Here is a 25,621-nt window from a genome sequence, read left to right as displayed (position 1 = left end):
TGCTTACTCCCACTTAACCGCGACTCAACTGAACACCCGATGTATGAACGTCTGTACCACAAACCGGGCTGATTTCATGGGGCAATAAATTGCCGCAGTGAATACCGTGCGTGGTGGCTTCTGTTTTAGCGCCGGCTTTAGCACCAAAGCCCATATAGACAAACAACGTATCGGGTCTGATCGCTGGCGTTACCAGTGCCCGGCCTTTTTCCTTACCGATCTCATTCTCCAACCAGACAAAATCGCCGGTTTTAATGCCTCGATCTTTGGCGGTTTGTGGGTGAATCCAGACTGGGTTATCCCACATCAGTTCAGAAAGCAGGGGAACATATTGGGTTGCACCGTTGGTATGGACCGCCACTTTGCCCTGAATAAAATAGAGTTGGTTGTCTTTTTTCAATGGGAAATTGCGATAGCGAGGTACGCCGTAGCCTGAAGCCATGCCTTCCAGAGATTCGGAATAAAGCTCAATCAAACCGCTTGGAGATTTAAACTTCAGTTCTTGCGCGAAAGTACCGTCATCAGATAAGCGTGATGCTGAGGCTGGATAAGTGCGAACAAATTCACTGACTGAATCAGGCTCGCGCAACAACAGCGGAATACCATATTCCAGATACCCCTTCTGATGAATTTGCCGATAAAAATCCTCATTGCCATTAGCCTGAAACAACTGGCGGGTCGCCATATCTTTCCATGGGAAATATTGACTTAAGCCAAGCTCAGCCCCTAACTCCTGCCAAATCATCCAGCTGGGCTTGGTGTTACCAATGGGTTTCACCACCTGCTGACGTACCGCATAAGCCGGATTTAAACCAGAGACATCTGAAATTTCCTCATCCCGCTCCAGATAAGTTGATTCCGGCAGCAAGTAATCTGCGTAGGCGGCACTTTCACTGAGATAAACATCACAGCTCACCACCAGATCGAGTTTCTCAAGGGTTTTTACCAGTTCCGGACGACAAGAGACGGTTTGTAGAGGATTATGGCGTGACATGATCCAAGCTTTAACTGGATAAGGCTTCTCAGTTTCCACCGCATCGATAATGCTCTGAACGATGCCGCCGCCTTTATTGATATATTTAAACGCCGGTGCTATCGCATCAATTCGCTTAGTCGTAATTTCCGGCATACCTTTGACGCCAGGCTTAGCCAAGACAGGCGCAACCGCCTCACCCGCCAGCTTATTATATTTCTCCGCATTTTTTTTCTGATATAACCCGCCCTTACGCTCTATCGAGCCCAGCAAGGCATTCATCACAAAGATCATCCGGCGCATGTCCAGTTCTTCTTTGTTATAAGTGGCGCGATGGCCGGGATTAACAATCACATGAGGTGCCTGAGCGGCGATTTCCCGAGCAATACGGCGAATCACCTCCGCAGGTACGTCCGAATGCTGCTGCGCCCACTCTGGCGTCACCTCTTTCAGGGACTCAGCCAACTGCTCAAAGCCAGTGGTGTAACGTGCAATAAAAGCTTGGTCATAGAGGTTTTCAGCGATCAATACCTGACACATTGCCATCAATACTGGTAAATCACCGCCGGGTCGAATGGCGTGCCATTCATCGGCTTTACTGGAAAAAACAGAGAGTCGAGGATCAAAGCTCACTACTTTGGCACCTCTCTCCTGAGCGGTCATCATTTCATGAGTATCTGCAACTTCAATGCCTTCATACAGATTATGACCGAACGCCAACATATAACGGGTATCGGCCAGATCCATCGCCAGATCGCCCCCCATCATGACCTGAGCCGCAATGGCTTTACCGGCCGGACAGGTCGTCGCGTGGGTGAAGGTATTTGGCGAACCGAAGGCCGCCGCAAGATGAAATAAATGGGAAGATAAAGAACCGGACTTGGAAGAGAATGCGACACTTTCCGCAGCGTGATTTTGCTTAATCTGGTTAAGCTTTTCGGCTATTTCCTGATAGGCCTGTTGCCAACTAATAACCTCCCATTCCCCACCTCCTCTCGGCCCTTTGCGCTTCATCGGTTGCACAATGCGGTGGGGATCGTTAATCAGGCTAACGCCACTGCCTCCTCTGGCACAAATCCGCGAGCCCTGATGCTGCGCATGGGTATTTCCCTGAATAAAAACGGTTTTATTATTAATGACCTGTGCCTGTATTGGGCAGCGAAATGAACACATCTCGCACAGGCTTGGGGTTAACTTACTGTTTCCATCCAATCTATCGGGCTTTTGCAGCGCTAACGCGCCGGGAGAAAAGCTGCCTACAGCACAACTTGCACAGCTAATCCCCACGCCTTTAATAAAATCACGACGATTAATGCTCACATGACCTCCTGCTTTAGATTATTGAATTAATCATAAAGAGGTACATGAAACAATGAGGTGATCGGTTCGACATTTTGACCACCAAAATGTTGCTTTTACCGAGCATGTAAAAAATTATCGTCAATTTTTTAGATAAGTATGTGATTGATTTGTTAACCGAAATAGATACTTGCCAATGATAACCATTCACTGATTATTAGCAGAGTCAGTATTTAATTATCGAAGATAACTTTAGGGTTAGTGCTGACATCCGGGGCAATAGAAAAAGGGGCGGGAAGAGAGTGAGGATTTTTGAATTTCGCTGCCGCAGCGATGGCAGGCTAATCCATCCCGGCTAAAAACATGGAACTCAAATAACGCACCATGATGATGATTAGGATCGGCTTCACCACGAGTCTGGTAAGACAGACGAGGAATAGTCAGCAGAGCATGAGCCAAGTATTCCAGTTGCTGTGTGGTTAAATCTTCCGGTTTATGATGGGGTAATAATCCGGCATCCCATAAAATTTCAGCCCGAAGATAGTTACCTAAACCGGCCAAAAACGCCTGATCGAGTAGCATTCCCCCCAACTGCTTACGGCGGAATTTTTTATCCAACAAACGAGCGCTAATGTCGGACTCGGTTAGGGTCACATCCAACACAGCAGGACCGATACGCTGTAAAAATGGGTGTTGAAGAATCTCTTCTGTTGCCCCGACTTCAATATCTGAGGCGCTGTAAAGCAGAATAGCTTTATCGGCCGTCTCCAACGCAACGCGTAAATCACGCTTGGTTTCTGGTCGTTCCCCTGCCCCGGTCACTTGCCATAATCCATACAGCTGATTATGGCTGTACATCGTCAAACCTGCGGAAAAGTGGGTTAATAACGCCTTCCCGCGGGTCTCAATGGATGTCACCGTTTGACCAACAAGTTTTGGCTGATAGCTTTTTAGTTCAGGGAAAGCAAACCACACATGAGTTAATACTTTCCCTTCCACCGCATCGACCAGCTTATCTGCCGCCCGACGAATTTCAGGTCCTTCTGGCATACTATCTCCTTAAGTTCAGCGTACAGTCGGTCAGACAAGGCGTTTATTCAATCAAGGGTCAAACTGGATTATCAATATCAATAAAGCTAACGTCAAACTGGTGTTCCTGAGCCAGCCACTCTCCCAGCGCTTTAATACCATAGCGTTCCGTTGCATGGTGGCCGGCGGAATAGAAATGAATGCCCATTTCACGCGCAATATGGATAGTACGCTCAGAAACTTCACCGGTAATAAAAGCATCAAAACCGCGCTCTGCCGCTTCTTTGATATAGTCTTGCCCACCGCCGGTACACCAGGCGATACGACGAATTTCTGCCGGTGCGTTATCACCACAGTGCAGCGGTTCGCGCCCTAAACGATGGGTAATCCGCTGGGCCAGTGCCGCACCGCTTTCTGGCGCGGTCAATTCACCGTGCCATATCAAACAATCCAGGCTATCCGGGTCAATTGGACCGAGATTATTGATGCCCAGTTCGCTAGCCAGCAATGCGTTATTTCCCATGATGGGATGGGCATCCAGCGGCAAATGATAGCCATACAAATTAATATCATGGCTTAACAGGGTTTTTAGCCGCTTATGCATCATTCCGGTAATCACCGGCTCATCATTTTTCCAGAAATAACCATGATGCACCAACACCGCATCGGCCTTCAGCTCTACCGCCACATCCAGCAGTGCCTGACAAGCCGTTACGCCGGTCACAATGCGTTTAATCTCTGACTTTCCCTGTACCTGTAGGCCATTAGGGGCATAGTCACGAAAACGCCGCACCTTCAGTTCGTTATTCAGCAAGTTTTCTAATTCTTTATTCAGCATCGTTATCTCTTTCAACACCCTACATTGATTGGACAATCGCAGTCCTCTGCCAAGATGAGCTTATTATATCGGTTTTAAATCAGCCAAACTCAATTAATATCGGTTGAAAACAAGACGTCTTTAATCGTCGTTTGATTAGCAAGGCTTGGAATTGATATGCACAATAGTGAAGAGAGCAGGCTAAGGTTGATAAACCGCTTCATGATATATCCTCTGGTATTTTATCCGTCGCCATCAGAGGATTATTCCTGCGCTGAGGGTCTATCACGGCGGTATATGGAGCGAGTTATCTGTTTGGCCATGGCTTCAAAGGCTTCTTTTGACATAGCTTCACCTTCTGTCCACGTACTGTCTCGGGTTATTCTCACATAGATAGAAGAGTCCTTAAGCGATTTTCCCCGGGCAAAAGCTAGATAGGCATAGTCCTTTTGTTTCTTATCTCCCCCATCGATAAACTCGCCAAAAGTCTCCAAACCTGATACCCCAGCTATCTTTACCGACCTGAATTTAGGAATGCCCAGTAAATTAACCTGATTGGTTATCCCCTTATAGGCATAAAACCAGCGCTCTTCTAACTCTTCCTTATTGCTCTTTTTGCCATAGTAATCCTCGCGAGTCTCCTCCGAGATAGTAATCGTCACCTCGGGATGATCTACCAGTTGATAAACCGCATTAAGCTCTAAAGTGCGCTCTTCATCATCCTGCAGAAAGGCCAGGGGTAAGCAAATGCCCTTTTCAGCGGGGATCTCCCCGATTGACCGAGAACGAAATGAACGATAGGTTTTATTGGCAACTGCTTCAACCCGATCTTTATCAACCGGTTCCCGATAGGTAAAATCAACTGAATAGTGTGGATCAAATTTCACTACACTAAAGCCGCCTAAACGATAAGTAATAAATCCCTCTTTCATCGCCTTAATCTCCAATGCATCAGCTCTTTCTTTATCTTCAGCACGGCGATTTTCATATAACTCACGTTTAAAATCATTGATAGCTTTTATCGACGACTCAAGATAAAACTGCCGTTGTTGACTATTTAACGCCTCAAGTATAAAAACTCGTCCATTATAATCCAACTTTGCAGCCAGCGTTCTTAATCCACTGGTGAACTTTGGTCTATATTCTGTTATACCTCTCCCCTGTAACGCGCTGGCTCGTATAATCGCGATATCTACACTCTGGGGAATATCGTAAGCATAGTGACCAAGACAGTCCTTAATCGTCGTTTGATTAGCAAGACTCGGAATTGATATGCACAATAGTGGAAATAGCAGGCTAAGGTTGATAAACCGCTTCATAATATATCCTCTGGTATTTTATCCGTCGGCATCAGAAGATTATTCCTGCGCTAAGGGTCTATCACGGCGGTATATGGAGCGAGTTATCTGTTTCGCCATGGCTTCAAAGGCTTCTTTTGACATGGCTTCACCTTCTGTCCAATCACTATCCCGGGAAATATGTACATAAATGGATGAATCTTTTAGCGATTTCCCCCGAGAAAAAGCCAGATAAGCATAGTCTTTTGGCTCCCCCTCTTTCCTACGAATGAATTCACCAAAGGTTTCCAAACCTGATACCCCCGCAATCTTAACCGGCCTGAATTTTGGTGTTCCAAGTAAATTAACTCTATTGGTTCTTCCTTTATAGGTATTAATCCAGCGTTCTTCTAACTCTTCCTTATTGCTCTTTTTGCCATAGTAATCATCACGGGTTTCTTCCAAGATCCGGATAGTTACCTCAGGGTGGTCTACCAGTTGATAAACCGCATTCAGTTTTAAAGTGCGTTCTTCATCATCCTGCAGAAAGGCCAGGGGTAAACAAATGCCCTTTTCAGTGGGGATATCACCGGTTGGCCGATAGCGAAATGAGCGATAGGTTTTATTAGCTACCGCCTCAACCTGATCTTTAGCAACCGATTCACGATAGCTAAAGTAAACTGAGTAATGTGGATCAAATTTTACTACCGCAAAACCACCTAAAAAATAAGAGATAAGTCCGTCACTCATCGCCTTAATCTCTAAGGCATCAGCCTTCTCTTTATCTTCAGCACGACGACTTTCATATAGCCTCAGCTTAAAATCGTTAATATTTTTCACTCTTGATTCAAAATAAAACGTTCTTTCCTCCTCATTTAGTGCAGCGAGTATAAAAATTTGCCCGTTATAATCTAGCTTTGCGTCAAGCGATGTTCTGCCACTTTTAAATTTTGGCCGAAACCCAATTAACCCTCTTTCCCGAAGTGCACTAGCCCGCACAATCGCGATATCCGCACTCTGGGGGATATCGTAAGCGTAATGGCCAATGCAGTCTTTAATCATCATCTGATTAGCAAAGCCCGGAATTGATATGCACAATAGTGGAAATAGCAGGCTAAGGTTGATAAACCGCTTCATAATATATCTTCTGGTATTTTATCCATCGCCATAAGAGAATTATTCCTGCGCTGAGGGTCTATCACGGCGGTATATGGAGCGAGTTATCTGTTTGGCCATGGCTTCAAAATCCGCTTTTGACATCACCTCATCATTTATTCGTCCACGTAGGCGCTTACTATTTCGATGAATATGTACGTAAATGGAAGAGTCTTTTAGTGATTTCCCCCGGGCAAAGGCCAGATAAGCATAATCCTTTTTTTTATCATCCCCAATTCTAACAAACTCACCTAACGTCTCCAGCCCCGGCAACCCGCCAATCTGAACCGGCCTGAATTTGGAACTACCCAGTAAATTGACCTGGTTGGTTATCCCCCTATAAGCATAAAACCAGCGCTCTTCTAACTCTTCCTTATTGCTCTTTTTGCCATAGTAATCCTCTCGGGTTTCCTCCGAAATCCGGATAGTCACCTCAGGATGGTCTACCAACTGATAAACCGCATTAAGTTCTAAAGTACGCTCATCCTCATCCTGCAGAAAGGCCAGGGGTAAACAAATGCCCTTTTCAGTGGGGATATCACCGATTGACCGAGAACGAAATGAACGATAGGTTTTATTAGCCACCGCCTCAACCTGATCTTTAGCAACTGATTCCCGGTAATTAAAGTAAACTGAGTAATGAGGATCAAATTTTAATACCGCAAAACCACCTAAAAAATAAGATATAAACCCGTCACTCATCGCCTTAATCTCTAAGGCATCAGCCTTCTCTTTATCTTCAGCACGACGACTTTCATATAACCTCAGCTTAAAATCATTAATACTTTTTACTCTTGATTCAAAATAAAACGTTCTTTCTTCCTCATTTAGTGCCTCGAATATAAAAATTTGCCCGTTATAATCTAATTTTGCATCGGACGATTCTACACCACTATTAAACTTCGGCCGAAACCCAATTAACCCTCTTTCCCGAAGTGCACTAGCCCGCACAATCGCGATATCCGCACTCTGGGGGATATCGTAAGCATAATGGCCAATACAATCTTTAATCATCGGTTGACTAGCAAGGCCCGGAATTGATATGCACAATAGTAGAGATAGTAAGCTACGGTTGATAAACCGCTTCATGATATATCCTCCGGCGTTTTATCCGCCGTGACGTTAACAATTTGAATGTCATCTTCGTCCTGATGCCCCAGGATGGGAGTGCTTTGAGTTAATAGCTCTTTTGGAAAACCCAAATCATTCCTTTCATCAAATCCCCAAAAAATCGGTAGCAAAGTAATATAACCCTTAATCTGAGAGAGTAATTCCGGCGTAGAGAACGTTCCCTTTAAATGCCCAGCGCTCCAAAACTCACTATGATTGGGCATCACCACCTTTTTAAATAGACTGCTATCACCATCCCTTGGCCAAAGGGGTATATAGGATGAGGGCACTAAATTATCAAATTTGTCTTTACTATAATTTTTAGGAATATAACTAAACACCCGATCGTACAGTTCAGTGTTTTGTCGGGCAATATCCTGAATGGTTTTACGAGCCGCCTCGCTGCCGGGACTATCGATAAAGGCCGAGGCATCGACCTGAGGACGGCTATTATCCGAATTATCGGCAATACCCAATATCTTTTTCCATAATGATATCCGAAGATTTTTAGCAAACGCCCGCTGCTGGCCATCATGTTCATTATCAATTAGCATCACCGAAATTTCAGAATCCCGGGTACCTAACAGGCTACGGTCATTAATATTAACGCTGCCGATAATGGCATACTTATCATCTACCACCATGGTTTTATTATGTACATAGATTTGCTCGGTGACGTAATAATCACCAATATTGGCCCAGTTTCTTAAGTTCAGCAGGGTAATATATTGCTGGCAGCGCTGATAATCCGCCTCAGATATTTTCACTCCATCAAGATTGCTTTCCGCCTGCTGCAGAGCCTGTTTTTGTATCTCGGCATTTTTAATATCACCACGTAACTCATCAATAATCCGCTTCATTTCCAGTGATAGGCGAACCCGCTTTAACAGACTTTGTTCTCCCGACACCAATGATTGCATGGTCCAGAAAACCTGATTCATCACCGTTGCCGCATACAGCGATCCTTCAGGGTGCACCGGTAAAACGATATATACGTGAAAGGGGGTTCCGCTGATAATATGCTGATGAATACGCGCAGCCAGATCGGCACAGAGGGTATTATGAATAGTTCCCCCATCGTGCACATTACTATTGCCAAAGAACAATTTATCCTGCACCCGCCGAGTTACCGTGCTGGAAAGCCAGCTTTTTATTGCCTGTGCCGGAATTGATTGATTTTGAGGTATATCCTGTTCTTGACCATAAAATGAAGTAAAAAACTGATTTTCGATATAGATAAACTCATTGGCAGTGGCAATCAATTTACGCATCGCCTGATACACTTCATCCTGATGCTTGTTCGTCTTCGCGTAATTCACCGCCTCCTCTCTATCGATTTTAGATAAGGCCTTATATTCAGATTCGCACATACTTTTGGGAGCGCTGCGCAACACCTGCACATCACATTTACCTTCATACAACGGCGACTGCTTTATCTCTTCCAGGGTAGGCAGCGGATAGCAATCTGCAACACTGGCTTGACAGTTCCAGCGCAGTGAAAAGTTGCGCAATAAATCAAACACCACATTACCTTGCAGTTTGACATGCACATCCTGCCACGGCATTCTGGGCTGGCGACGTTCGTCGAGGGTCACATTATTAATTCCGCGATAGGGATTGACCGATTCCGCTTTCCCCCCCTGCCAACCGGTTTCATTGATCTTTTTCAGCACATCCAGCTGGCCATTTCCGCGACTATCCAGCGGCCCGGTTAAAAGATCCGGATCAACCAGTAATTTTGTATCAAATTCGCCAACCTGACTAATACAGGGATTATAGCGATTTAACATTTGACGCCCTACCGCTTGCTCCTTCAAGTCTGGTCGAATATCCGGGTGTAGGCTATAGCAGGCATCATCATAGCGCCCATAGGCTAAATCCATTCCGCCTAACAGGGCGATTTTTCTATCAATCACTACATACTTTTGGTGATGGCTATAAAAAGACTTCGTATCATCCGGCATAGAAACGGATAGCTGTACTCTTACCGCATCTTTACGCTTTAGCTGGTCGTTTAAACTGTCAAATACCTTTTTGGTATCTTCGCTATATGTGTATAAGGCTCTGGGATCTCCGGCCCAAATCATGATCCATACTTTTAGGTTTTCTTTGGCTTCAAGCTGTTTTTTTATAATGTCATACAGCCTTACCGTGCTCTTTTCTGCCTCTTCGGGTTTTAATTGCACATCCCAATTTACCTGCCATCCAACAATGGCGATCTCACTTTCGGCCGCTTCTATACAACGGCACAGTTCATTAAAATATTCTCGCCCGGAAATTAAAGGCGTGGCTTGATTACCGCTACGTTTCGGGGCAAATTGATTGTCCGCCGTACCCCAGAGCAGCCGCGTCTTATCAGAACGCATCGCTTTACCCGCATTATCAACAATAATTTTAAGTTGTGATTTTTGCTCATCCGGTTGCGCCATATCTTATCCCTTTAATTTGTTAAACCGCTGAGAACCGCTTTCCTTTCCAGACTCAGTATCAAGCAATTCAATAATGCTATTCATATCTCCATTATCATGGCGAGTATCTAACTTATCGGTATATCCCATAGAATGCAGTGACTGACTCAGTTTTTCCCCCTCCGACCAATATTCAGACTCGCGCCGGAATAACATCTGACTGGCATGGCTATTGGAAACTAACCACAAATTATTAGGGGAATCCCGATAAGCCTGATTAAAAACTTCATCGTCACTTTCGCTGAGTACAATATATCCATCGCCATCGGTTACGCCCTGCAACACAATGTTTTGCTGTAATAGCGCCTGAACATCATTTTTTGCAATAACAATACTCCAGTCAGTATCGACAAATGGAATGCCGTTTTCTCCAGGGATATCCGTTAACCTTAGGTTTAACTCAATACGCGGAATATCAACCTCATTCCATTCGGGCCTTGGTATATATTCACTGGCGGGTCCCATTTTTTGCAATGCTCCCGACTTAACCATCACATTTTTAGGGCAGATGAATTCAATAGAGCCCGACGAGATTTTAATGCTGGCACCGCCACAGGCCAATATTAGCTCTTGGTTCGCTGCAATGGACGCCTTACCATCCACGCTGGTAATCTCCAGATCCTGCTTGGCCGCCAGCTGCATGGCATCATTCTGCGCCTGCACTTCGACCTTGCCCTGATTCGCAAACAGCTTCATCCCTGACTGGTGGGCAAACAGACTAATGGCATCTTCCGCCGCTATCGTCAGCTTTTTGCCCACGCCGATATCGGCATTACTGCCGGCGGTAAGATAGACATTACGCGATGCCGCCAACTGCATATCCTCACCGCTGGCAATACCGATGCCGTCCGGCGCACTAACCAGTATCGCGCTAGCGGTTAAATCCTTTAGCTGTTGCTCTATCAGGGCTTTCTGCCCCTCGATTTCGGCCACCAGCGCTTGTGCCTGCTCCGCTGCATGATTTAATCCCTGCATCTGGGCGTGAGCCTCTGCCAACAACTGCATCGCCGCAGCCATCTCGCGCACCTCACCCTGTGCCGTAGGTTGCCCGTCAGCACTGATAAACAGCCCTTTATCCGCCCGAATTGCGCCCCATTCATCACTGCGCAGCTCAAATCCTTCCCCACGCTGCTTACGCTCGCCGTCCACCAAATGACCAAGATTAAGCTGGGTTTTACCGTATTCGGTGGCGACTTTGATATGTTCTTTGCCGCGTTCGTCATCCATCCGCAGCTTGTTATTGGCCGGAGTGCGGATAACGTTGCGCTTATGGTTAGCAGCAGTGACTAAATCTGGGTGACGTGAATCGTGCATACCATGGGCGATATACGGCCGATCCGGATTCCCTTCAGTAAAGGCGATGGCCACTTCAGTACCGTCGATTAACGGAAAGTGCATACCGTAGGTTTCACCGGCGTACGGCTTAGCCAGCCGCATCCACAGGCTTTCTTCCCCTTTACGCCATGAGTCGTTCAGGTCAAAGTCCATCTTCACCCGATAGCGACCTTGCACATCCAGATAGCCGTAGGTGTCATTATCCGGGCTGGTCACCCGAGCCGATAAAGTACCGCTAATGGTTGGCCAGGCTAAACGTTCCGGGCGATAAGGACGTAATACATCGTAAGGAATACCGGTAAAGCTAATGACATAGGCCTGCTGACGGTCACCGGCACTTTCCACCGAAACAATCAGAATACCGCTGCCCGCTTCATTAATCGGTGAGCCGGTCACGGTTAATATCTGGCCTGGCGCCAGATGAGATAAAGTGGTTTTACCGCGAATAGTGATTTGCTCGGTCATAAAACGCTGATGACGCAAGCGAGCATACCAGGCCCCTTGACCAACCCCATCGGGTTCTGCGGCACCGGATCCGCTACCGTTTTCACCCGCGCCGGTTAAACTATTAAGCAGTTCGCCACCTTTATCCGCTAATCCTCCCAGCGAACCACTGACGCTATCTATCGCCCCTTTGGCCTGCCCCGCAACATGCTGTGCCGCGCCGCTAACCGCTGAACCCACGGAACTGGCAGCAGAACTGACCGTTGAACCAATATCACCGGTTACCCCACCGACCGCGCCCCCCACGGAACCGGCAACGCCACTGAGCTGGCTGACGCCGGGAATATCCCCCAGACCGCCCGGTAGCATATTGCTAAACTGGCTTAACAGATCATCCTGAGCATTACCGCTGCCAACAACCTCGCCTTTATCCCGGTAGTGCTCGCCGTAAAGATACTGACGACCGCGGGTGGTGTTATCTTTCTGAGCACCGTTAATCTCGGACTTCATTCCGGTCTGGGCATTACGGTAGTTATAATCTTGAGTTAATACGCTTTGCGGCACGGTCTTGCGGGAAATCGACATCTCCCAGACCGACTCGATACCGTTATCGTTATTACCCGATGGCTGACGATAGCTGGCGGTCGGGCCGTCCTGATATTGCTGTTCTGAATCGCCAAACACCACCACATCACAACTGTGTTTGGCATGGCTTTCAAAACGAAACCAGATACCGCTGTCCGCCAGCAGGCGGCGAATAAAGGCTAAATCGCTCTCCTGCCACTGAGTAATGTACTCTTTAGTCGGATAACTTTCATTGAGCTCAAAGCGAAAGTCTACGCCGGTTAATTCATGATTGCGCAGTACCGCTTCTACCACCTGAGGGATGGTTTGGTTCTGGTAGATGGCACTGTTCAGGGTGTTATCCAGCAGCGCCAATCGTGGAGATAAGGTGATTTCATAACGGGCTTCATCAGCAGAAGTGGACAGTTGGCTAAAAGCGGTCACTACACCATACAATACCCGGGATTCACCTTCACCACCGGTTAGCGAACTGGCTATGCCACCTGCCATATTGTCTAAAGAAGAGAGGGATGATAAACCTGAGCCCGCTTTACCTAACGCTCCCCCGACTCCGCCCAGCAAACCGGAGGCTTTACTGGCCATACCGCCAACGGAATTGGCCATACTGCCCAATTTACCCGCCGCCGAACTCACCTGATTGGCAATTCCCAGCCCTTTATTGGCTATCTGACTAACGCGATTAATGGAAAAACCACCGGCTGGCGCATTAAAAGCGCTACCAATTTTATCGCTGAACATGCCACCAAAGGCATTAAAGGCCGACATCAGCTGATTGCTCAACTGACCGGCCGCACCACCGAGGCTACTGACACCACCCGGCGCCAGCGCAAATACCGCTTTCTCACTCAGTACCTGCTCCATGGACAATCCATGCTGAGCGGTAAACTGGATCACATACTGCCACGGTTCGCTGAGGTGCTCGCGCCCCTGAACGCTTAATACCGACAGTGAAGTTGACAACCCATCAATAGCCAACTGATAACGGTTTAAGCCATCATTCAGCGAAGAGAAACTACCGGCGGCACCCTGCTCGCCTGATAGGCTACTCAGGCCGAAAGCCTGAAGCTGCTCATCCAGTAGATCTTTGCCTTTTTTAATCAATTGGTCCTTCATCCTATGTCCTTATAGATAATTTGCGATCAATGCAAAATAGGAAACTGCAATTTCTGAAAGATAAAACGTGAAGATTTATTGATGAAATAATTTGTTATAAAAATGAGCTTAATTTTCCCATAATACTGGGGAAAAGAGGACAATACATCCTGTCAGAATTACGAGTTTTTATTCAAATAATGGGAAACTAAAAGATTAAATCTGTTGATTTATTAAGGCTGTTGGTAAACCTTAAAGATGGAATTGTTTGATCTAAAAAACTAAAAAAAGAAAGGATTCTCAGACCCGACCTCTTCTGACGCTAAAAAATGATATCCGGTCATATACGATAATCATGTTTCCTCAACATTGATAATGAACGGATATCCACTAAATCCCATTTAAAAAGCTATGCCTATCATCTAACGGGCCCTTTCGGGCCCGTTATTAATCAATCACCATATTAAATCGATCTGGCAAAACAGCCTCACTCTTCCGGCAATATAAACATCCCGTGAGGATGAATATGCAGGTAGTAATGATCGCCAGCTTCCGGCGCTAACTGTATGGCATTTACCTGGAGCAGTAAGGTCTGCCCATGCCAGTCTACGGTCACCTCATACTGAGGCCCCATATAAGCCACGCTAACCACCTGGCACTTCTGACTCTCTTCGCCATTTTCAACCAGCGCGATAGCCTCTGGCCGAACCCCTACGGTGTAATGCCCCGTTAACTGACCAAACTCTTTTGGACGTGCAATACGATAGCCAAAAATATCCACGCAGTCGGTTAACAACTCGGCGGGGAAAATATTGGCATCTCCCATAAAGTTAGCCATAAAGCGTGATGCCGGTTGGCGATAAAGCTGCTTAGGTTCGCCGAGCTGCATAATTTTGCCCTTATTCATCACCAGCACGGTATCAGAAACGGCAAAAGCCTCGCTCTGATCGTGCGTCACATACAGTGAAGTAATATTGAACTGCTGCTGAAGCTCTCTAATCTTATCGCGCATACTGCGACGCAGGTTGGCGTCAAGGTTACTCAATGGTTCATCAAACAACAGCACCTTAGGTTTCAGTATCAGCGCGCGTGCCAAAGCAACTCGCTGCTGTTGACCGCCGGAAATTTGATCGACAAAACGGTCTTCAAATCCGTCCAAATCCACCAGTGTTAACGCTTCTTTCACCCGCTGATTAATTTCATCTTTCGGTAAACGCAGCATTTTCAGACCATAACCAATATTGTCCCCCAGCGATAAATGAGGAAACAGCGCATAGGACTGGAACACCATACAGATATCACGCTGCTGGATGGAACGCTCGGTCACGTCCTCGCCATCGATAAAAATCTGGCCGGAGGTTGGCTTTTCTAATCCGGCAACTAAACGAAGTATGGTGGTTTTACCGCATCCAGATGGCCCTAACAGAGTGACTAAATGCCCCTGAGGAATTGCCAGATCCAGCCGATCAATCACGGTATTTTTACCAAAACTCTTATTAATATTCTTCAGCTCTACAAAATTTGTATTCGCTTGTTGATTTGTCGTATTCAAGATATTCACTCCGTGATTAATCAGTAGTTTTTGCTTTGGAGCGGGCAACACGCGCTTCGCCAACCAGATAGTCAAATATCAGGATGATAGCCAGCATCACCACAATCAAAATAGAACCGTATGCAATCGCAATGCCGTATTCGCCATCTTCCACCCTATTCAGGATGTAAGAGGTGGCGACGCGGGTATCCGGCGTTACCAGGAAGATAATCGCGCTGACCGTGGTCATTGCCCGCACAAAGCTGTATATCAGCGCGGACAAAATCGCCGGACGCAGCAGCGGCAGTAAAATATAGATAATGGTACGCAGTGAACCAGCACGCAGACTGAGAGAAGCCTCATCCAGTGACTTATCCAACTGCCCCAGTCCGGCAATCCCGGCCCGAATACCCACCGGCACGTTCCGCATCACCATAGAGATCACCACAATCACCGCAGTACCGGTCAAATAAACCGGCGCACTGTTAAAGGCCAGAATATAAGATACGCCCGCCACGGTTCCCGGTACGGCAAAGCACAGCATGGTAATAAACTCGATGGTTTTCTTACCGTGGAACTGCTGACGCACCACAATATAGGCAATCAATAGACCAAAGAAGGCGGTAATCGGTGCGGCAATACCGGCAAATATCAGGGTATCAATCAGTGACGGCCATGCACCATCGCTAAAGCCTTGACCAAACAGCTTGGTGAAGTTATCCAACGTCAAGGTATAGTCAACACCCCAGTTCACCGTGAAGCTACCGTAGAAAATGCTGCCGTATAACAGTACGTTAAATGCGATCCACAGATACAGGGTTAGAGAAATCCCCCACTGTAACGTGGTCGGTAACGGCTGCACATCACCACGAGAGAACTTGCCAGAAATGGTGACGTAGGAACGCTTACCAATCCATAAATATTGGATACAGAACACAAACAGAGAGAACAGCAGCAAAATAGCACCCAAGGTACTGGCTGCCGGATAATCCAACTGTGCTCCAGTGATATAGAAATAGATTTGCGTTGCCAGCACGTCAAAGTTACCGCCCAACACCAGCGGGTTACTGAAGTCGGCCAGCGACTGCACGATAACGATCAGAAACGAGTTGGCTAACGCGGGTTTCAGCAACGGCAGGAAAACGCGACAGAAGGTTTGATAACGATTAGCCCGTAAGGTATAGGACGCTTCTTCCAACGATGGATGAATGGTTTTAATTGCCCCGTCCAAAATCATAAATGACATTGGGGTAAAGGCCAGCACCTGAGCAATCCAGATCCCAGTGAAACCGTACAGCCAGTTAGTATTTTCCAGCCCCATATAGGTCACCATCCAATTGGTGACATAGCCGGAGCGCCCCATCATTAACGTTACCCCCAAACCAACAACAAATGGCGGCGTAACGATAGGTAAAATAGAGAAAATACGGCTAACAAACGCAGAGCGTTTAGCAATACGCGTGGTGTAAACCGCACAAACTAAGCCGAAGAAAGTACAGCCGGCACCAACCGCCGCCGCCAGACCAATCGAGTTAACAATCACTTCAATGGTGTGGGATTGGCTTAATAACTGGATAAAATGCAACGGTGCAAAATCACCGCTGTCATCTTTAAACATCGGTACGAAAATAGCGATACTTGGATAAAGGATAAAGACGGTAATTAAACCGACAATCGCAACCAGCGAGCCCATCACAAAGCGGTCGCCGCCCATCCATTCCAGACGAACGCAGGCCAGCGTGATAATCGCTCCCAGCGCAAAAAACAGTGGAACCGTCGCCCAACCTAATCCCTGTTGTGTCCACCAGGATGAAACAACGGTCAGCAGAACGCAGAATAACGCATACCCGGCATCAAACAGGTGACGACGGCGGTGATCCTGCGAAAGAGGCGTAATGGGGCGAATAAACAACAGCAGCGGCGGCAGAAACCATAGCCAGCCAATGCCACCGCTATGCCAAATATAGCTGCTTAGTAGTTCATCCGATGATGATTCAAACAGGCCATAATCCAGCGTGTAACCTGGCAACATCGCCAATGATGCGACAACCAGCAGTAGCCAATAAAATATAGGATCCCATGCACGCTGAGCATGCAGGGTAATTGAGTGTGACATAACGATCCTCGATGGCGATAAACGGGCCGCGGCACCCTGCCGCAGCCATTTAGCAAGTGATTACTAATTATTTGCTCATTTTTACTTCGTTAAGCCATTTCGAAATCAGTGCCTTACGCATATCTGAAGCACCGTATTTATCCATATCGTAGTTGATCAAATTCAGCTCATTGAGCTTCATTGAGTTTGGTGCCGCTTCTGCGGTGGTATTGGTTAGAATTTGATAGGACTGCCCTTTCTTCCAGGAAAGTTCCTGAGCTTCTTTCGACAGTGACCAGTCAACAAATAGCTTGGCATTATCAAGGTTACGCGCATTTTTCAGGATGCTAACGCCGCCAATCTCATAGCCGGTACCTTCACAAGGCGCGACCAGTTTAATCGGCGCACCCTTTTCAATTTCCAGCGCATAGTCATGCAGGAAGCCAATACCAATCGTCGCTTCACCACGCGCAGCATTACGCGCTGGAGCAATACCTGATTTGGTGTACTGGGAAATATTCTTATTTAACGCTTTAAGATAATCGAACGCTTTGTCGTCACCCCATAATTGCGCAAAGGTAGCCAGAGCGGTATAGGCGGTGCCTGAACTTTGTGGATCGGCGATCTGAATTTCGCCTTTATAGGCCGGGTTGGTCAAATCGGCCCAGCACTTAGGCTCTGGTAAATTTTTCTCTTTCAAACGGTCGGTATTGACTCCATAGCCTAAAATACCGATATAAACGGCCGAAGAATAGTGGCCTTTACGGGTTGCCGGATCTTGAAATTGTGGCAGTAACTCGGCCAGCTTAGGCGATTTGTAAGGCTGTAATAAATCCATTTCTCCGGCCTGTGAATGCGGGTCCAAAGTACCGCCATACCAAACGTCAGCCTGCGGGTTTTTCTTTTCTGCTTCAATTTTGGCTAACGTGCTGCCGGAACCATTACGAATAAATGAGGTTTTTACATCATACTTTTCGCCAAAGGCTTTCACTTCCTCTTCACACATGGAGTTCATCGCACTGCAATAAACCACCAGACGACCTTTTGCCATCGCACCAGTGGCCAGCGTAGCAACGGCTAAACCCGTTGCGATCAGAACAGACAGGGTACTTTTTTTCATTATGTATATCCTTGTGTTGTTTTCAGGTTGCGATATCGCGATACAACTTGTTATTTTTGGTTTACTCAGATGCCCCGGAACTGTATTGTACCGAAGCATTAAAATCGTGTTTAGCTACACCAACCATCAGTAATGGCATTAACAACATACCAATCATGGCGGTAGCCAGGGTTAATAAAGTAAAAAATCCTGACCAGCTATACAGTTGTAACACCTGCGCCAGCGGCCAACCGGCAAGTGCAGCACCTAAATAGGCAAATAACCCAAGAAATCCGGTTACCGTGCCCGCGGCATCTTTATGGGTATATTCCGTTGCCGCCAGTCCAATCAGCATTTGCGGACCAAAAACAAAGAAACCCACGCTAAAGAAACCCACTGCCAACAATCCATAATGATGGATTGGCGAGAGCCATAAACAGGCCATCGAAGCAAACAAGCCAATACTAAACAGCAAAATCATCGGTGCCCGCTGGCCTCGAAACAGAAGATCGGAGCCCCAACCGGCAAAAAGTGCACCGGCAAGACCGCCGAGTTCAAAAAGTGACAACGTCATATTGGCACTCAACAACCCGATACCATGGCTTTCTGCTAGCCAAATATTGCCCCAATCATTCAATGCAATTCGCACCAGATAAACTAAAACGTAGGAAATGCCCAACAGCCAGATAGTGGGGTTAAACAATATGGCCTGACGAAAAATCTGCAAAATCGGCGCGGGAGGACTAGCTTGTTCCTGCCGTAGTTCTAACGGATCGTTAAACCATTGCCCCACCGAAGGTAGACCCAGCTGTTGCGGGCTATCCTGTAGCTGCCAGCATAGCCATAACCCTAAAATGATTCCGATAACACCGGGAACAAACATCGCAGCCTGCCAGCCATAGCTCACCGCCAACCACCCCGATAACAGAGGAACAGCCGCACCACCAAGGTTAATGGACATATTCCAACATCCCCACCAAAACCCCCTCTCTCGGCGCGAATACCAGCGAGTCAACACCTTAGCGCAGGGAGGCCAACCCCATGCCTGAAAAAATCCATTTAGCGTCCAAATTAATAACAACGCCGGCAACGAATAACTGAAGGCAAACAGAATATTCAATACCCCGGTTATCAATAGCCCAACGCCCATAAACCAGCGCATATTGCGGCTATCATTTAACATGCCACAGGCAAACTTTGACAAACCGTAGGCCAGATAGAATAACGTTCCCATCAGGCCGATATCGTCTTTGGTCAGACCAAGATCCAACTGCATTACCGGCATCGCGAAATTGGCACTTTTGCGCGTCATATAGAAAGCGGCATAACCGACAATCATTGACAGCATCAATCTTGGACGCCAGTAACGATATCGTTGCTGTATCTGTGCATCACTCAATGACATATCGCGCCTCAGTGCCCTCTGAATATTGGGCAGTTTATGTAAATCATTATTGAAATGAATGAGACAACCGTTTAATCAACTAGGAAAAATTCCTAGTTACAGGTCATTTTTTGTTGGATTTGTGGGCAAGTTAACAGTTATATGGGTTCCACGATGGCGAGACAGTAGCCAATGACCGCCCAACGCCCGTACTCGTTCTTCAATACCCAGCAGCCCAAATCCGCCATCTACCTGTTCAGGAATACCGATACCGTCATCCTCGACTTCCAATACCGTAGTATGTTGATCCTGCTGATACAGCGCGATACGGATAGTTTTCGCTTGGGCATGCTTATTAATGTTATTCAGTAGTTCCTGTACCAAACGATAAAGGGTAAACATCACCGTATCATTAAGCTGAATACCCTCAATGCGGTAATCCAACTCAAAATGAATGTTGCGTTCATCGAACGAAAATTCCTGCGCCAAGTGCCGTAGTGCATCCTGCAACGACATCTCATCCAGCACCGGCGGTCGGAGCTGATGCAGTAACTGGCGCGTTGCCTGATGAATACGCTGGCTAAGATCGGTGATTTTCTGCGCTGATTGCAGGGAGGTCGCTGAAGTGGTGGTTTTATTAACGATAGCCGCCTGAATTTGGATCGCGGTAATATTCTGCCCAATCTCATCATGTAACTCGCGGGCGATGTCCTTACGAACCTGTTCTTCGGTGTGCACCAATTGTTCAGTGAGCTGGCGACGAGTATCCAGCTCACGTTCCAACTGGTGGCGATAACGTTCCAGACGCTCAACCAACTGTTGCTGGCGGCTCACGGCAATACCTAATCCTAAACTGAGCAAGGCCTGAATCGACAAAAACAGTTTTAGCTCCATCGGATTATAGTCAGCACCGCTGGCATGGCGAGTAGCAATCAATAACACGCTACCCAGCATGGTGGCGAGTACGCCTCCCTGCCAGCCAAATCGATAGGCCATAAACACATTCGGTAAAAATATAAATATCAGCAGCAGGCGTTCAATTTCAGGAGTTAATACCAATTGAATACTAATACCGATAGCAAAAAACAGTGAACTCCACATCAGTAATGATGTTTTTAACGGCGGAGAAATATGCTCCAACGGCAGTAATGTTTGCAGGTTTTGTTGCTTCAGGTATTCATACAGCAGATAAATAAATGGCGTTAACAATACGCCACCGGTAAAGGTCGTCAGTAGCGTTTCACCGGGAGTCACCGCCAGCCATGGTGCAATCAATAGTCCGTGCAGAATGGTACTGCCCGTTACCGCCACCAGCAGCATTAATAGACGCTGCCAGTAAAGTGTAAAATAGTACCAGAAACGCCGTGTCACCATCGCCGCCAAGAGCGTTAACCAAGGCGACAGCAACACCACACCGGCGTCGATCAGACGCTCATAATATAGCCAGAGAATAATGGCACAGCAGGATAACAGCACTACCGGGTAGAAACGTCTGGGGATCAGAACCAACAGCGTTAATGCCCAGGCCTGGGGTAACATCAACACCGCTAACTGCGTATCATTATTCAGGTAATAACCGATGCCCCATAACGCTATCCAACCAAGAGAAAAGCTGAGCATCACAAACAGATTCAATCCGGTTGAATGCAGAATACTTAGCCGCGACATGGGTTATTTCTCGGTAAGCAACTGATGTTCAAGCGCAAAGTGCACCAGTTCGACAATACTGTCACAGTGGAGCTTGGCCAGAATATTAGCCCGATGTACGTGGATGGTTTTATGGCTTAGATTAAGCTTTTCCGCAATTTCTCTGGCGCTTAATCCGTTAATCAGCAGGTCAAAGATCTCTTTTTCTCGCGGCGTTAGCATTTGCAGTTCTTTAGGCACCACCGCCGTTTGCCTTAACGCTTTTAACGCATCGGCACACAGATAAAAACCGCCGCCATAAACCGTGCGTATAGCCCTAACTAACTCTTCTGGGCCACAGCGCTTAGTCAAATAGCCCGATGCTCCGGCATCAACCGCATTCTTAACAAAGGCGTTAGTGTCATAGATACTCAGAAAAATCGCTTTGAAATCAGCATTGACCTGACGAATACGCCGCAGTAGGCTCAGACCACTTTCATCAGGCATAGAGATATCGAGAATGGCAATATCACAGCCTCCCTTCAGTAAATACGGCCATGCTTGAGCAGCAGAATTAAACTCACCAACAATCTGGATATCCTCTTCCAGAGAGAGTAGCTGTGCAAAACCGGAGCGCACAACAATATGGTCATCAATCAGAGCAATCTTAATCATATCTGCGTTATAACAATCAAATAAACGCCATAATGTGCATTATTCTGGCGGATAGCAAATTATGTCGATAAAACTGTTAACGCGGTAAATAAATTGAGCATCAATAACCCTTAATCTTCCCCTATCGCCTGCGGTTTTCTTGCCTGCTCAAACGCCACTAATGTCGCTATTCTGGCTGTGGCGTGATCGACTATCGGTGTTGGATAGTCGATAGGCTTTCCCTGTTTCTCCGACCATTGATGAGGAGTATGTATCCATTTATCCGGCACATCGCCTAACTCGGGCAACCACTGACGGATAAAGTGTCCCTGCGGGTCAAACCTTTTCCCCTGAGTGGTCGGGTTAAAAATGCGGAAATAAGGTGCAGCATCGGTGCCAGTGGACGCCGCCCACTGCCAGCCGCCGTTATTCGCCGCCAGATCGCCGTCAATCAGACGAGACATAAAATAGCGTTCTCCACGACGCCAATCGATCAGTAAATCCTTGACTAAAAAACTGGCAACAATCATTCGTAACCGATTATGCATCCAGCCGGTGTGATTCATCTGACGCATTGCCGCATCCACGATGGGATAACCGGTTTCTCCGTCACACCAGCGTTGAAAATCATCGTGACTGGGGTTCCAATGGATACGCTCGGTCCAGCCGATAAAAGGCTTATTCATCGATAATTTTGGCCAAGCCACCAACAGATGGTGGTAAAACTCACGCCACGCCAACTCGTTAAACCAGGCAAATGCACCAGACTGCGGTTGCAGCAGGAAATCAGCAGATTCAGCGAGTAAACGGTGATAACACTGGCGAACCGATAACACGCCAATCGCCAAATAGGGCGATAATCGACTGGTCATATCCTGTGCTGGAATATCCCGATAACGTTCATAATCCATGACATTTTCACGACAAAATCGTCTTAGACGTTGCAAGGCTGGCTGTTCACCGGCGGGAAACGCATCGTGTGAATCAAGCGGATAATTAAACGGGGGGATATCTGTCGTATTAACTTCCCCCCCACGCTGTTTCGGCGCGGGTAGCACCGGTTGCAGCTTGGTTTGTAAATGGTGAATCAAGGCATGGCGAAATGGCGTATAAATCTGATACATCTCCCCCTTCCCGGTCAGAATAGACATTGGGGGAAACAGTAAGGCATCGTCAAAACTATGGCAAACCACCGAGGAAGATAATGCCAGTTCCACTGACTGGTCTCGCCGACGCTCATTCAGCGGATACTGACGATTATAAAAAAGCGCATCGACCTGATGTTGCTGACATACCTGAGCTATCGCTGCTGCAATGCCACCAAAATCATTCACCTCAAGAACTAACAAAGGGATTCCAATCGCCGCAAGGGATTGTTGCAACGTACACAGATTAGAGTAAATAAACCCGGCCTGTACCGGCGCCATATCATGCTGATGCCACTGCTGAGGCGTTGCGATATATAGTGCAATAACGCGATCGGAAGGATGCTGGCAGGCAGCGGTTAATGCGGTGTTATCCGTTATGCGTAAATCATTTCTAAACCATACCAAATGGGTTGCCATTAGTGGCCTGCCTTAATATTGTGTTCAAACACCATAACGTAATCTTAGCGCTTCCGGATAAGGATCAAAATAGCGTTGCTGGCTGAGATAGGTATCCGGGTACTCCGCCAGATAATGTTTCAACAACGTAATCGGCGCTAACAGCGGCTGGGTTCCTAACCGATAACGATCGATTAATTCGGCCAACGCCTGTCGCTGTGTTGCCGTTAAATAACGTCGGAAATACCCTTGAATATGCTGCAAGACATTCGTGTGATTCTGTCGGGTTGCTGGCTTGGCCAATAGCTGCATCAATTGCAGCCGATAGGCGTAAAAAAACGCCTCAATTGGCATCTGATCAATCGCCGCGACAAAAGGCCCTATTTTGCGATACTCCGGCTGTGAATGCGCCAAGAGTAATAGCTTATAGCGGCTATGGTAAGCAATCAGTGCCCCTTTACTTAGTCCAGATGCATAAAGCTGATTCAGTTCCCTAAGGGCAAAAATACGGATAATAAAGTTTTCCCGCAGCAGTGGATCGTTCAATCGGCCGTTTTCTTCCACCGGAAGCCAAGGTAGCGTTTTCATCAGTTGAGCGGTAAACAAGCCAACCCCTAGCTTTTGTGCCGAATCGCCCTTTGGCGAATAAACCGACACGCGCTCCATACCACAGCTGGGAGATTTGGCACACACGATAAATCCACTTAGCTGGCTAAGCTGCGGAGCTTTTGCCACAGAAAATGCCTGCATTTTATCGGTATAATCAATAGTGTTATCTCGGCTGGTTACCAGCGAAATATCGTTACCCTGTTGAATCAAGCGCAATGCCGGTCGTGGGGATGGCAAGCCTATCGCCATCTCTGGGCAAATTGGTTGCAAATCGACGTAGGGAGCCAAATCGTCACACAAAAAATCGAAACGTTTATGTCCGCCATCAAAACGAACTTGCTCACCCAGCAGGCAAGCGCTGACACCGATGGGAATCTTTCCGTTCATCGCGGTAATCATCCTGAGTCATAATAGGTTAACCGATTGAAATAGAGTATAGAACGATATTAAAAATGTTGATTAGCTTCAGCTAATAATAACTCTGGCGTCATCCTTACATTAAAAAACAGCTATCAAAAATAAACCCCTGACATTATCAGGGGTTTATTAAAGTAATAACTCTCACGTTTAAAGCAGACTATCTATCAGGCGATTAATAAAAATCTTTTGGGGCCTTTTCTGCCAGAGATAACCACACAGGCTTAGTACTGGTCTTACTCCACACTCGGTGCAAGTAGCTGTAATAGCGACTTTTATCATGACGAAACACCATAAATGGCAGTGTTACAAACGCCAGTAAAATAACGCCCATCCGGCGCAACACAATTCGGTAGAGCGGATATCTCTGGTACATAGCATGCCCTCCTTTATAAACAGATCGACAAAATCAATCGCAATGTGATTAATGTGATGACTCAATATACTTTTTATCTTAACGCATTGCAGAGATACACTCAACTGATCCGACCAGTTATTATCAAATTATTAATCAGCCTCTCGCCATTCACTCTCAAAATCCTGATTGTCGGATAAAGATAACGGGATTAACGCCAATAAATAAACGCGAGGTAACTCATTTAAGTAGAGTATCAGCCAACCATTTTCACTCATCTCTCTCAGCTCATAGCAGTTAAATCGCTGAGCAAGCTGCCATCTCAGACGTTGGTTATCACTATTGGTGGCAGTTCGGTTAAGAAACAATCGCCCCTGATGAGGGTAACGCTGAATATTCGGTAATAGCGTTTGTCGGATCCAGTCAAGATTAATGACTGAACGATTAACACCATCCGTCAACATGTTGATAAATTGATGAGTAAAATAGAGTTGAGATTCGCATGTTGTCATCGCGGCGACCTACCAGGGTTTGTCTGAATGCTGGCGGAAACTTTATCATCGACCATTTGCTGTACTATTTTTTGCACCACTGTTCTACTGGTAGTGACCTCATCCATTCCCGTTAGCGCCGCCTGCAATACGGTATTATGCAGATGTTGATAAATATTACGCTGTAAAAACAGCGCCTGTTGGTCATTGATCTTAGGTCGTCCTGTCATGG

The 25,621-nt window shown here is 46.8% G+C and carries 19 protein-coding genes; all 19 read right to left on the bottom strand.

Annotated features, from left to right (window positions below):
• Nucleotides 1–13 precede the first annotated feature (13 nt).
• Nucleotides 14–2,293 (bottom strand): thiosulfate reductase PhsA, encoded by a 2,280-nt coding sequence (gene phsA / locus EL341_RS06490; RefSeq protein ID WP_126467382.1) that lies wholly within the window; start codon nt 2,291–2,293, stop codon nt 14–16.
• A 237-nt stretch (nt 2,294–2,530) separates the two neighbouring features.
• Complete coding sequence (gene nei, locus EL341_RS06485) at nt 2,531–3,322, bottom strand: endonuclease VIII (RefSeq protein ID WP_126467380.1); 792 nt, start codon at nt 3,320–3,322, stop codon at nt 2,531–2,533.
• Nucleotides 3,323–3,380: 58 nt separating this feature from the next.
• Entirely contained in the window at nt 3,381–4,139 is a 759-nt protein-coding gene (locus tag EL341_RS06480; RefSeq protein WP_074820993.1) for a Nif3-like dinuclear metal center hexameric protein, read from the bottom strand.
• Nucleotides 4,140–4,381: 242 nt separating this feature from the next.
• Nucleotides 4,382–5,437 (bottom strand): T6SS immunity protein Tli4 family protein, encoded by a 1,056-nt coding sequence (locus tag EL341_RS06475; protein WP_126467378.1) that lies wholly within the window; start codon nt 5,435–5,437, stop codon nt 4,382–4,384.
• 39 nt (nt 5,438–5,476) lie between these two features.
• Complete coding sequence (locus tag EL341_RS06470; protein WP_047780648.1) at nt 5,477–6,532, bottom strand: T6SS immunity protein Tli4 family protein; 1,056 nt, start codon at nt 6,530–6,532, stop codon at nt 5,477–5,479.
• A 39-nt stretch (nt 6,533–6,571) separates the two neighbouring features.
• On the bottom strand, nt 6,572–7,639 hold the full coding sequence (locus tag EL341_RS06465; RefSeq protein WP_047780647.1) for a T6SS immunity protein Tli4 family protein: 1,068 nt from the start codon (nt 7,637–7,639) through the stop codon (nt 6,572–6,574).
• On the bottom strand, nt 7,636–10,089 hold the full coding sequence (locus tag EL341_RS06460) for a phospholipase D-like domain-containing protein (RefSeq protein WP_047780646.1): 2,454 nt from the start codon (nt 10,087–10,089) through the stop codon (nt 7,636–7,638). Before EL341_RS06460 ends, EL341_RS06465 begins: the two co-directional genes overlap by 4 nt.
• Before the next feature lie 3 nt (nt 10,090–10,092).
• Entirely contained in the window at nt 10,093–13,605 is a 3,513-nt protein-coding gene (locus tag EL341_RS06455; protein ID WP_126467376.1) for a DUF2345 domain-containing protein, read from the bottom strand.
• A 466-nt stretch (nt 13,606–14,071) separates the two neighbouring features.
• Nucleotides 14,072–15,136: a ferric ABC transporter ATP-binding protein gene (gene fbpC / locus EL341_RS06450; RefSeq protein ID WP_047780645.1), complete on the bottom strand. Its 1,065-nt coding sequence runs from the start codon at nt 15,134–15,136 to the stop codon at nt 14,072–14,074.
• A gap of 16 nt (nt 15,137–15,152) precedes the next feature.
• Nucleotides 15,153–17,231: an ABC transporter permease gene (locus EL341_RS06445; RefSeq protein WP_074820987.1), complete on the bottom strand. Its 2,079-nt coding sequence runs from the start codon at nt 17,229–17,231 to the stop codon at nt 15,153–15,155.
• 67 nt (nt 17,232–17,298) lie between these two features.
• Nucleotides 17,299–18,330, bottom strand: a complete 1,032-nt coding sequence (locus EL341_RS06440; protein WP_047780643.1) for an ABC transporter substrate-binding protein — start codon at nt 18,328–18,330, stop codon at nt 17,299–17,301.
• A gap of 61 nt (nt 18,331–18,391) precedes the next feature.
• On the bottom strand, nt 18,392–19,714 hold the full coding sequence (gene uhpC, locus EL341_RS06435; protein WP_126467374.1) for an MFS transporter family glucose-6-phosphate receptor UhpC: 1,323 nt from the start codon (nt 19,712–19,714) through the stop codon (nt 18,392–18,394).
• Nucleotides 19,715–19,810: 96 nt separating this feature from the next.
• A complete protein-coding gene (locus tag EL341_RS06430; protein WP_074820980.1) occupies nt 19,811–21,361 on the bottom strand; it encodes an MASE1 domain-containing sensor histidine kinase in 1,551 nt (516 codons plus the stop codon).
• Between the two features lie 3 nt (nt 21,362–21,364).
• The gene (locus tag EL341_RS06425; RefSeq protein WP_047780640.1) at nt 21,365–21,994 is read right to left on the bottom strand and encodes a response regulator transcription factor; all 630 of its coding nucleotides are present in this window, start codon (nt 21,992–21,994) and stop codon (nt 21,365–21,367) included.
• Nucleotides 21,995–22,104: 110 nt separating this feature from the next.
• Nucleotides 22,105–23,538: a deoxyribodipyrimidine photo-lyase gene (gene phrB / locus EL341_RS06420; protein ID WP_074820977.1), complete on the bottom strand. Its 1,434-nt coding sequence runs from the start codon at nt 23,536–23,538 to the stop codon at nt 22,105–22,107.
• Between the two features lie 24 nt (nt 23,539–23,562).
• Nucleotides 23,563–24,513 carry a YbgA family protein gene (locus EL341_RS06415; protein WP_074820975.1) on the bottom strand — a complete coding sequence of 317 codons (951 nt, stop codon included), beginning with the start codon at nt 24,511–24,513 and terminating at the stop codon, nt 23,563–23,565.
• A gap of 205 nt (nt 24,514–24,718) precedes the next feature.
• Nucleotides 24,719–24,919, bottom strand: coding sequence for a DUF2517 family protein (locus tag EL341_RS06410; RefSeq protein WP_047780637.1), 201 nt, complete (start codon nt 24,917–24,919; stop codon nt 24,719–24,721).
• A gap of 131 nt (nt 24,920–25,050) precedes the next feature.
• The gene (locus EL341_RS06405) at nt 25,051–25,410 is read right to left on the bottom strand and encodes a hypothetical protein (protein ID WP_047780636.1); all 360 of its coding nucleotides are present in this window, start codon (nt 25,408–25,410) and stop codon (nt 25,051–25,053) included.
• The gene (locus EL341_RS06400) at nt 25,407–25,619 is read right to left on the bottom strand and encodes a hypothetical protein (protein ID WP_047780635.1); all 213 of its coding nucleotides are present in this window, start codon (nt 25,617–25,619) and stop codon (nt 25,407–25,409) included. The genes EL341_RS06405 and EL341_RS06400 overlap by 4 nt, the downstream gene beginning before the upstream one ends.
• Between the last annotated feature and the right edge of the window lie 2 nt (nt 25,620–25,621).

It is taken from the genome of Pragia fontium, assembly GCF_900638655.1.
GTDB classification, from domain to species: Bacteria; Pseudomonadota; Gammaproteobacteria; order Enterobacterales; family Enterobacteriaceae; genus Pragia; species Pragia fontium.
This window is presented reverse-complemented; position numbering and strand designations above follow the sequence as displayed.

Bases quoted from the DNA above. Each gene is read 5' to 3' on its own strand.
- nei (WP_126467380.1), bottom strand. From the start codon at position 3,322: ATGCCAGAAGGACCTGAAATTCGTCGGGCGGCAGATAAGCTGGTCGAT.
- EL341_RS06480 (WP_074820993.1), bottom strand. From the start codon at position 4,139: ATGCTGAATAAAGAATTAGAAAACTTGCTGAATAACGAACTGAAGGTG.
- EL341_RS06475 (WP_126467378.1), bottom strand. From the start codon at position 5,437: ATGAAGCGGTTTATCAACCTTAGCCTGCTATTTCCACTATTGTGCATA.
- EL341_RS06470 (WP_047780648.1), bottom strand. From the start codon at position 6,532: ATGAAGCGGTTTATCAACCTTAGCCTGCTATTTCCACTATTGTGCATA.
- EL341_RS06465 (WP_047780647.1), bottom strand. From the start codon at position 7,639: ATGAAGCGGTTTATCAACCGTAGCTTACTATCTCTACTATTGTGCATA.
- EL341_RS06460 (WP_047780646.1), bottom strand. From the start codon at position 10,089: ATGGCGCAACCGGATGAGCAAAAATCACAACTTAAAATTATTGTTGAT.
- EL341_RS06455 (WP_126467376.1), bottom strand. From the start codon at position 13,605: ATGAAGGACCAATTGATTAAAAAAGGCAAAGATCTACTGGATGAGCAG.
- EL341_RS06445 (WP_074820987.1), bottom strand. From the start codon at position 17,231: ATGTCACACTCAATTACCCTGCATGCTCAGCGTGCATGGGATCCTATA.
- EL341_RS06440 (WP_047780643.1), bottom strand. From the start codon at position 18,330: ATGAAAAAAAGTACCCTGTCTGTTCTGATCGCAACGGGTTTAGCCGTT.
- uhpC (WP_126467374.1), bottom strand. From the start codon at position 19,714: ATGTCATTGAGTGATGCACAGATACAGCAACGATATCGTTACTGGCGT.
- EL341_RS06430 (WP_074820980.1), bottom strand. From the start codon at position 21,361: ATGTCGCGGCTAAGTATTCTGCATTCAACCGGATTGAATCTGTTTGTG.
- EL341_RS06425 (WP_047780640.1), bottom strand. From the start codon at position 21,994: ATGATTAAGATTGCTCTGATTGATGACCATATTGTTGTGCGCTCCGGT.
- phrB (WP_074820977.1), bottom strand. From the start codon at position 23,538: ATGGCAACCCATTTGGTATGGTTTAGAAATGATTTACGCATAACGGAT.
- EL341_RS06415 (WP_074820975.1), bottom strand. From the start codon at position 24,513: ATGAACGGAAAGATTCCCATCGGTGTCAGCGCTTGCCTGCTGGGTGAG.
- EL341_RS06410 (WP_047780637.1), bottom strand. From the start codon at position 24,919: ATGTACCAGAGATATCCGCTCTACCGAATTGTGTTGCGCCGGATGGGC.
- EL341_RS06405 (WP_047780636.1), bottom strand. From the start codon at position 25,410: ATGACAACATGCGAATCTCAACTCTATTTTACTCATCAATTTATCAAC.
- EL341_RS06400 (WP_047780635.1), bottom strand. From the start codon at position 25,619: ATGACAGGACGACCTAAGATCAATGACCAACAGGCGCTGTTTTTACAG.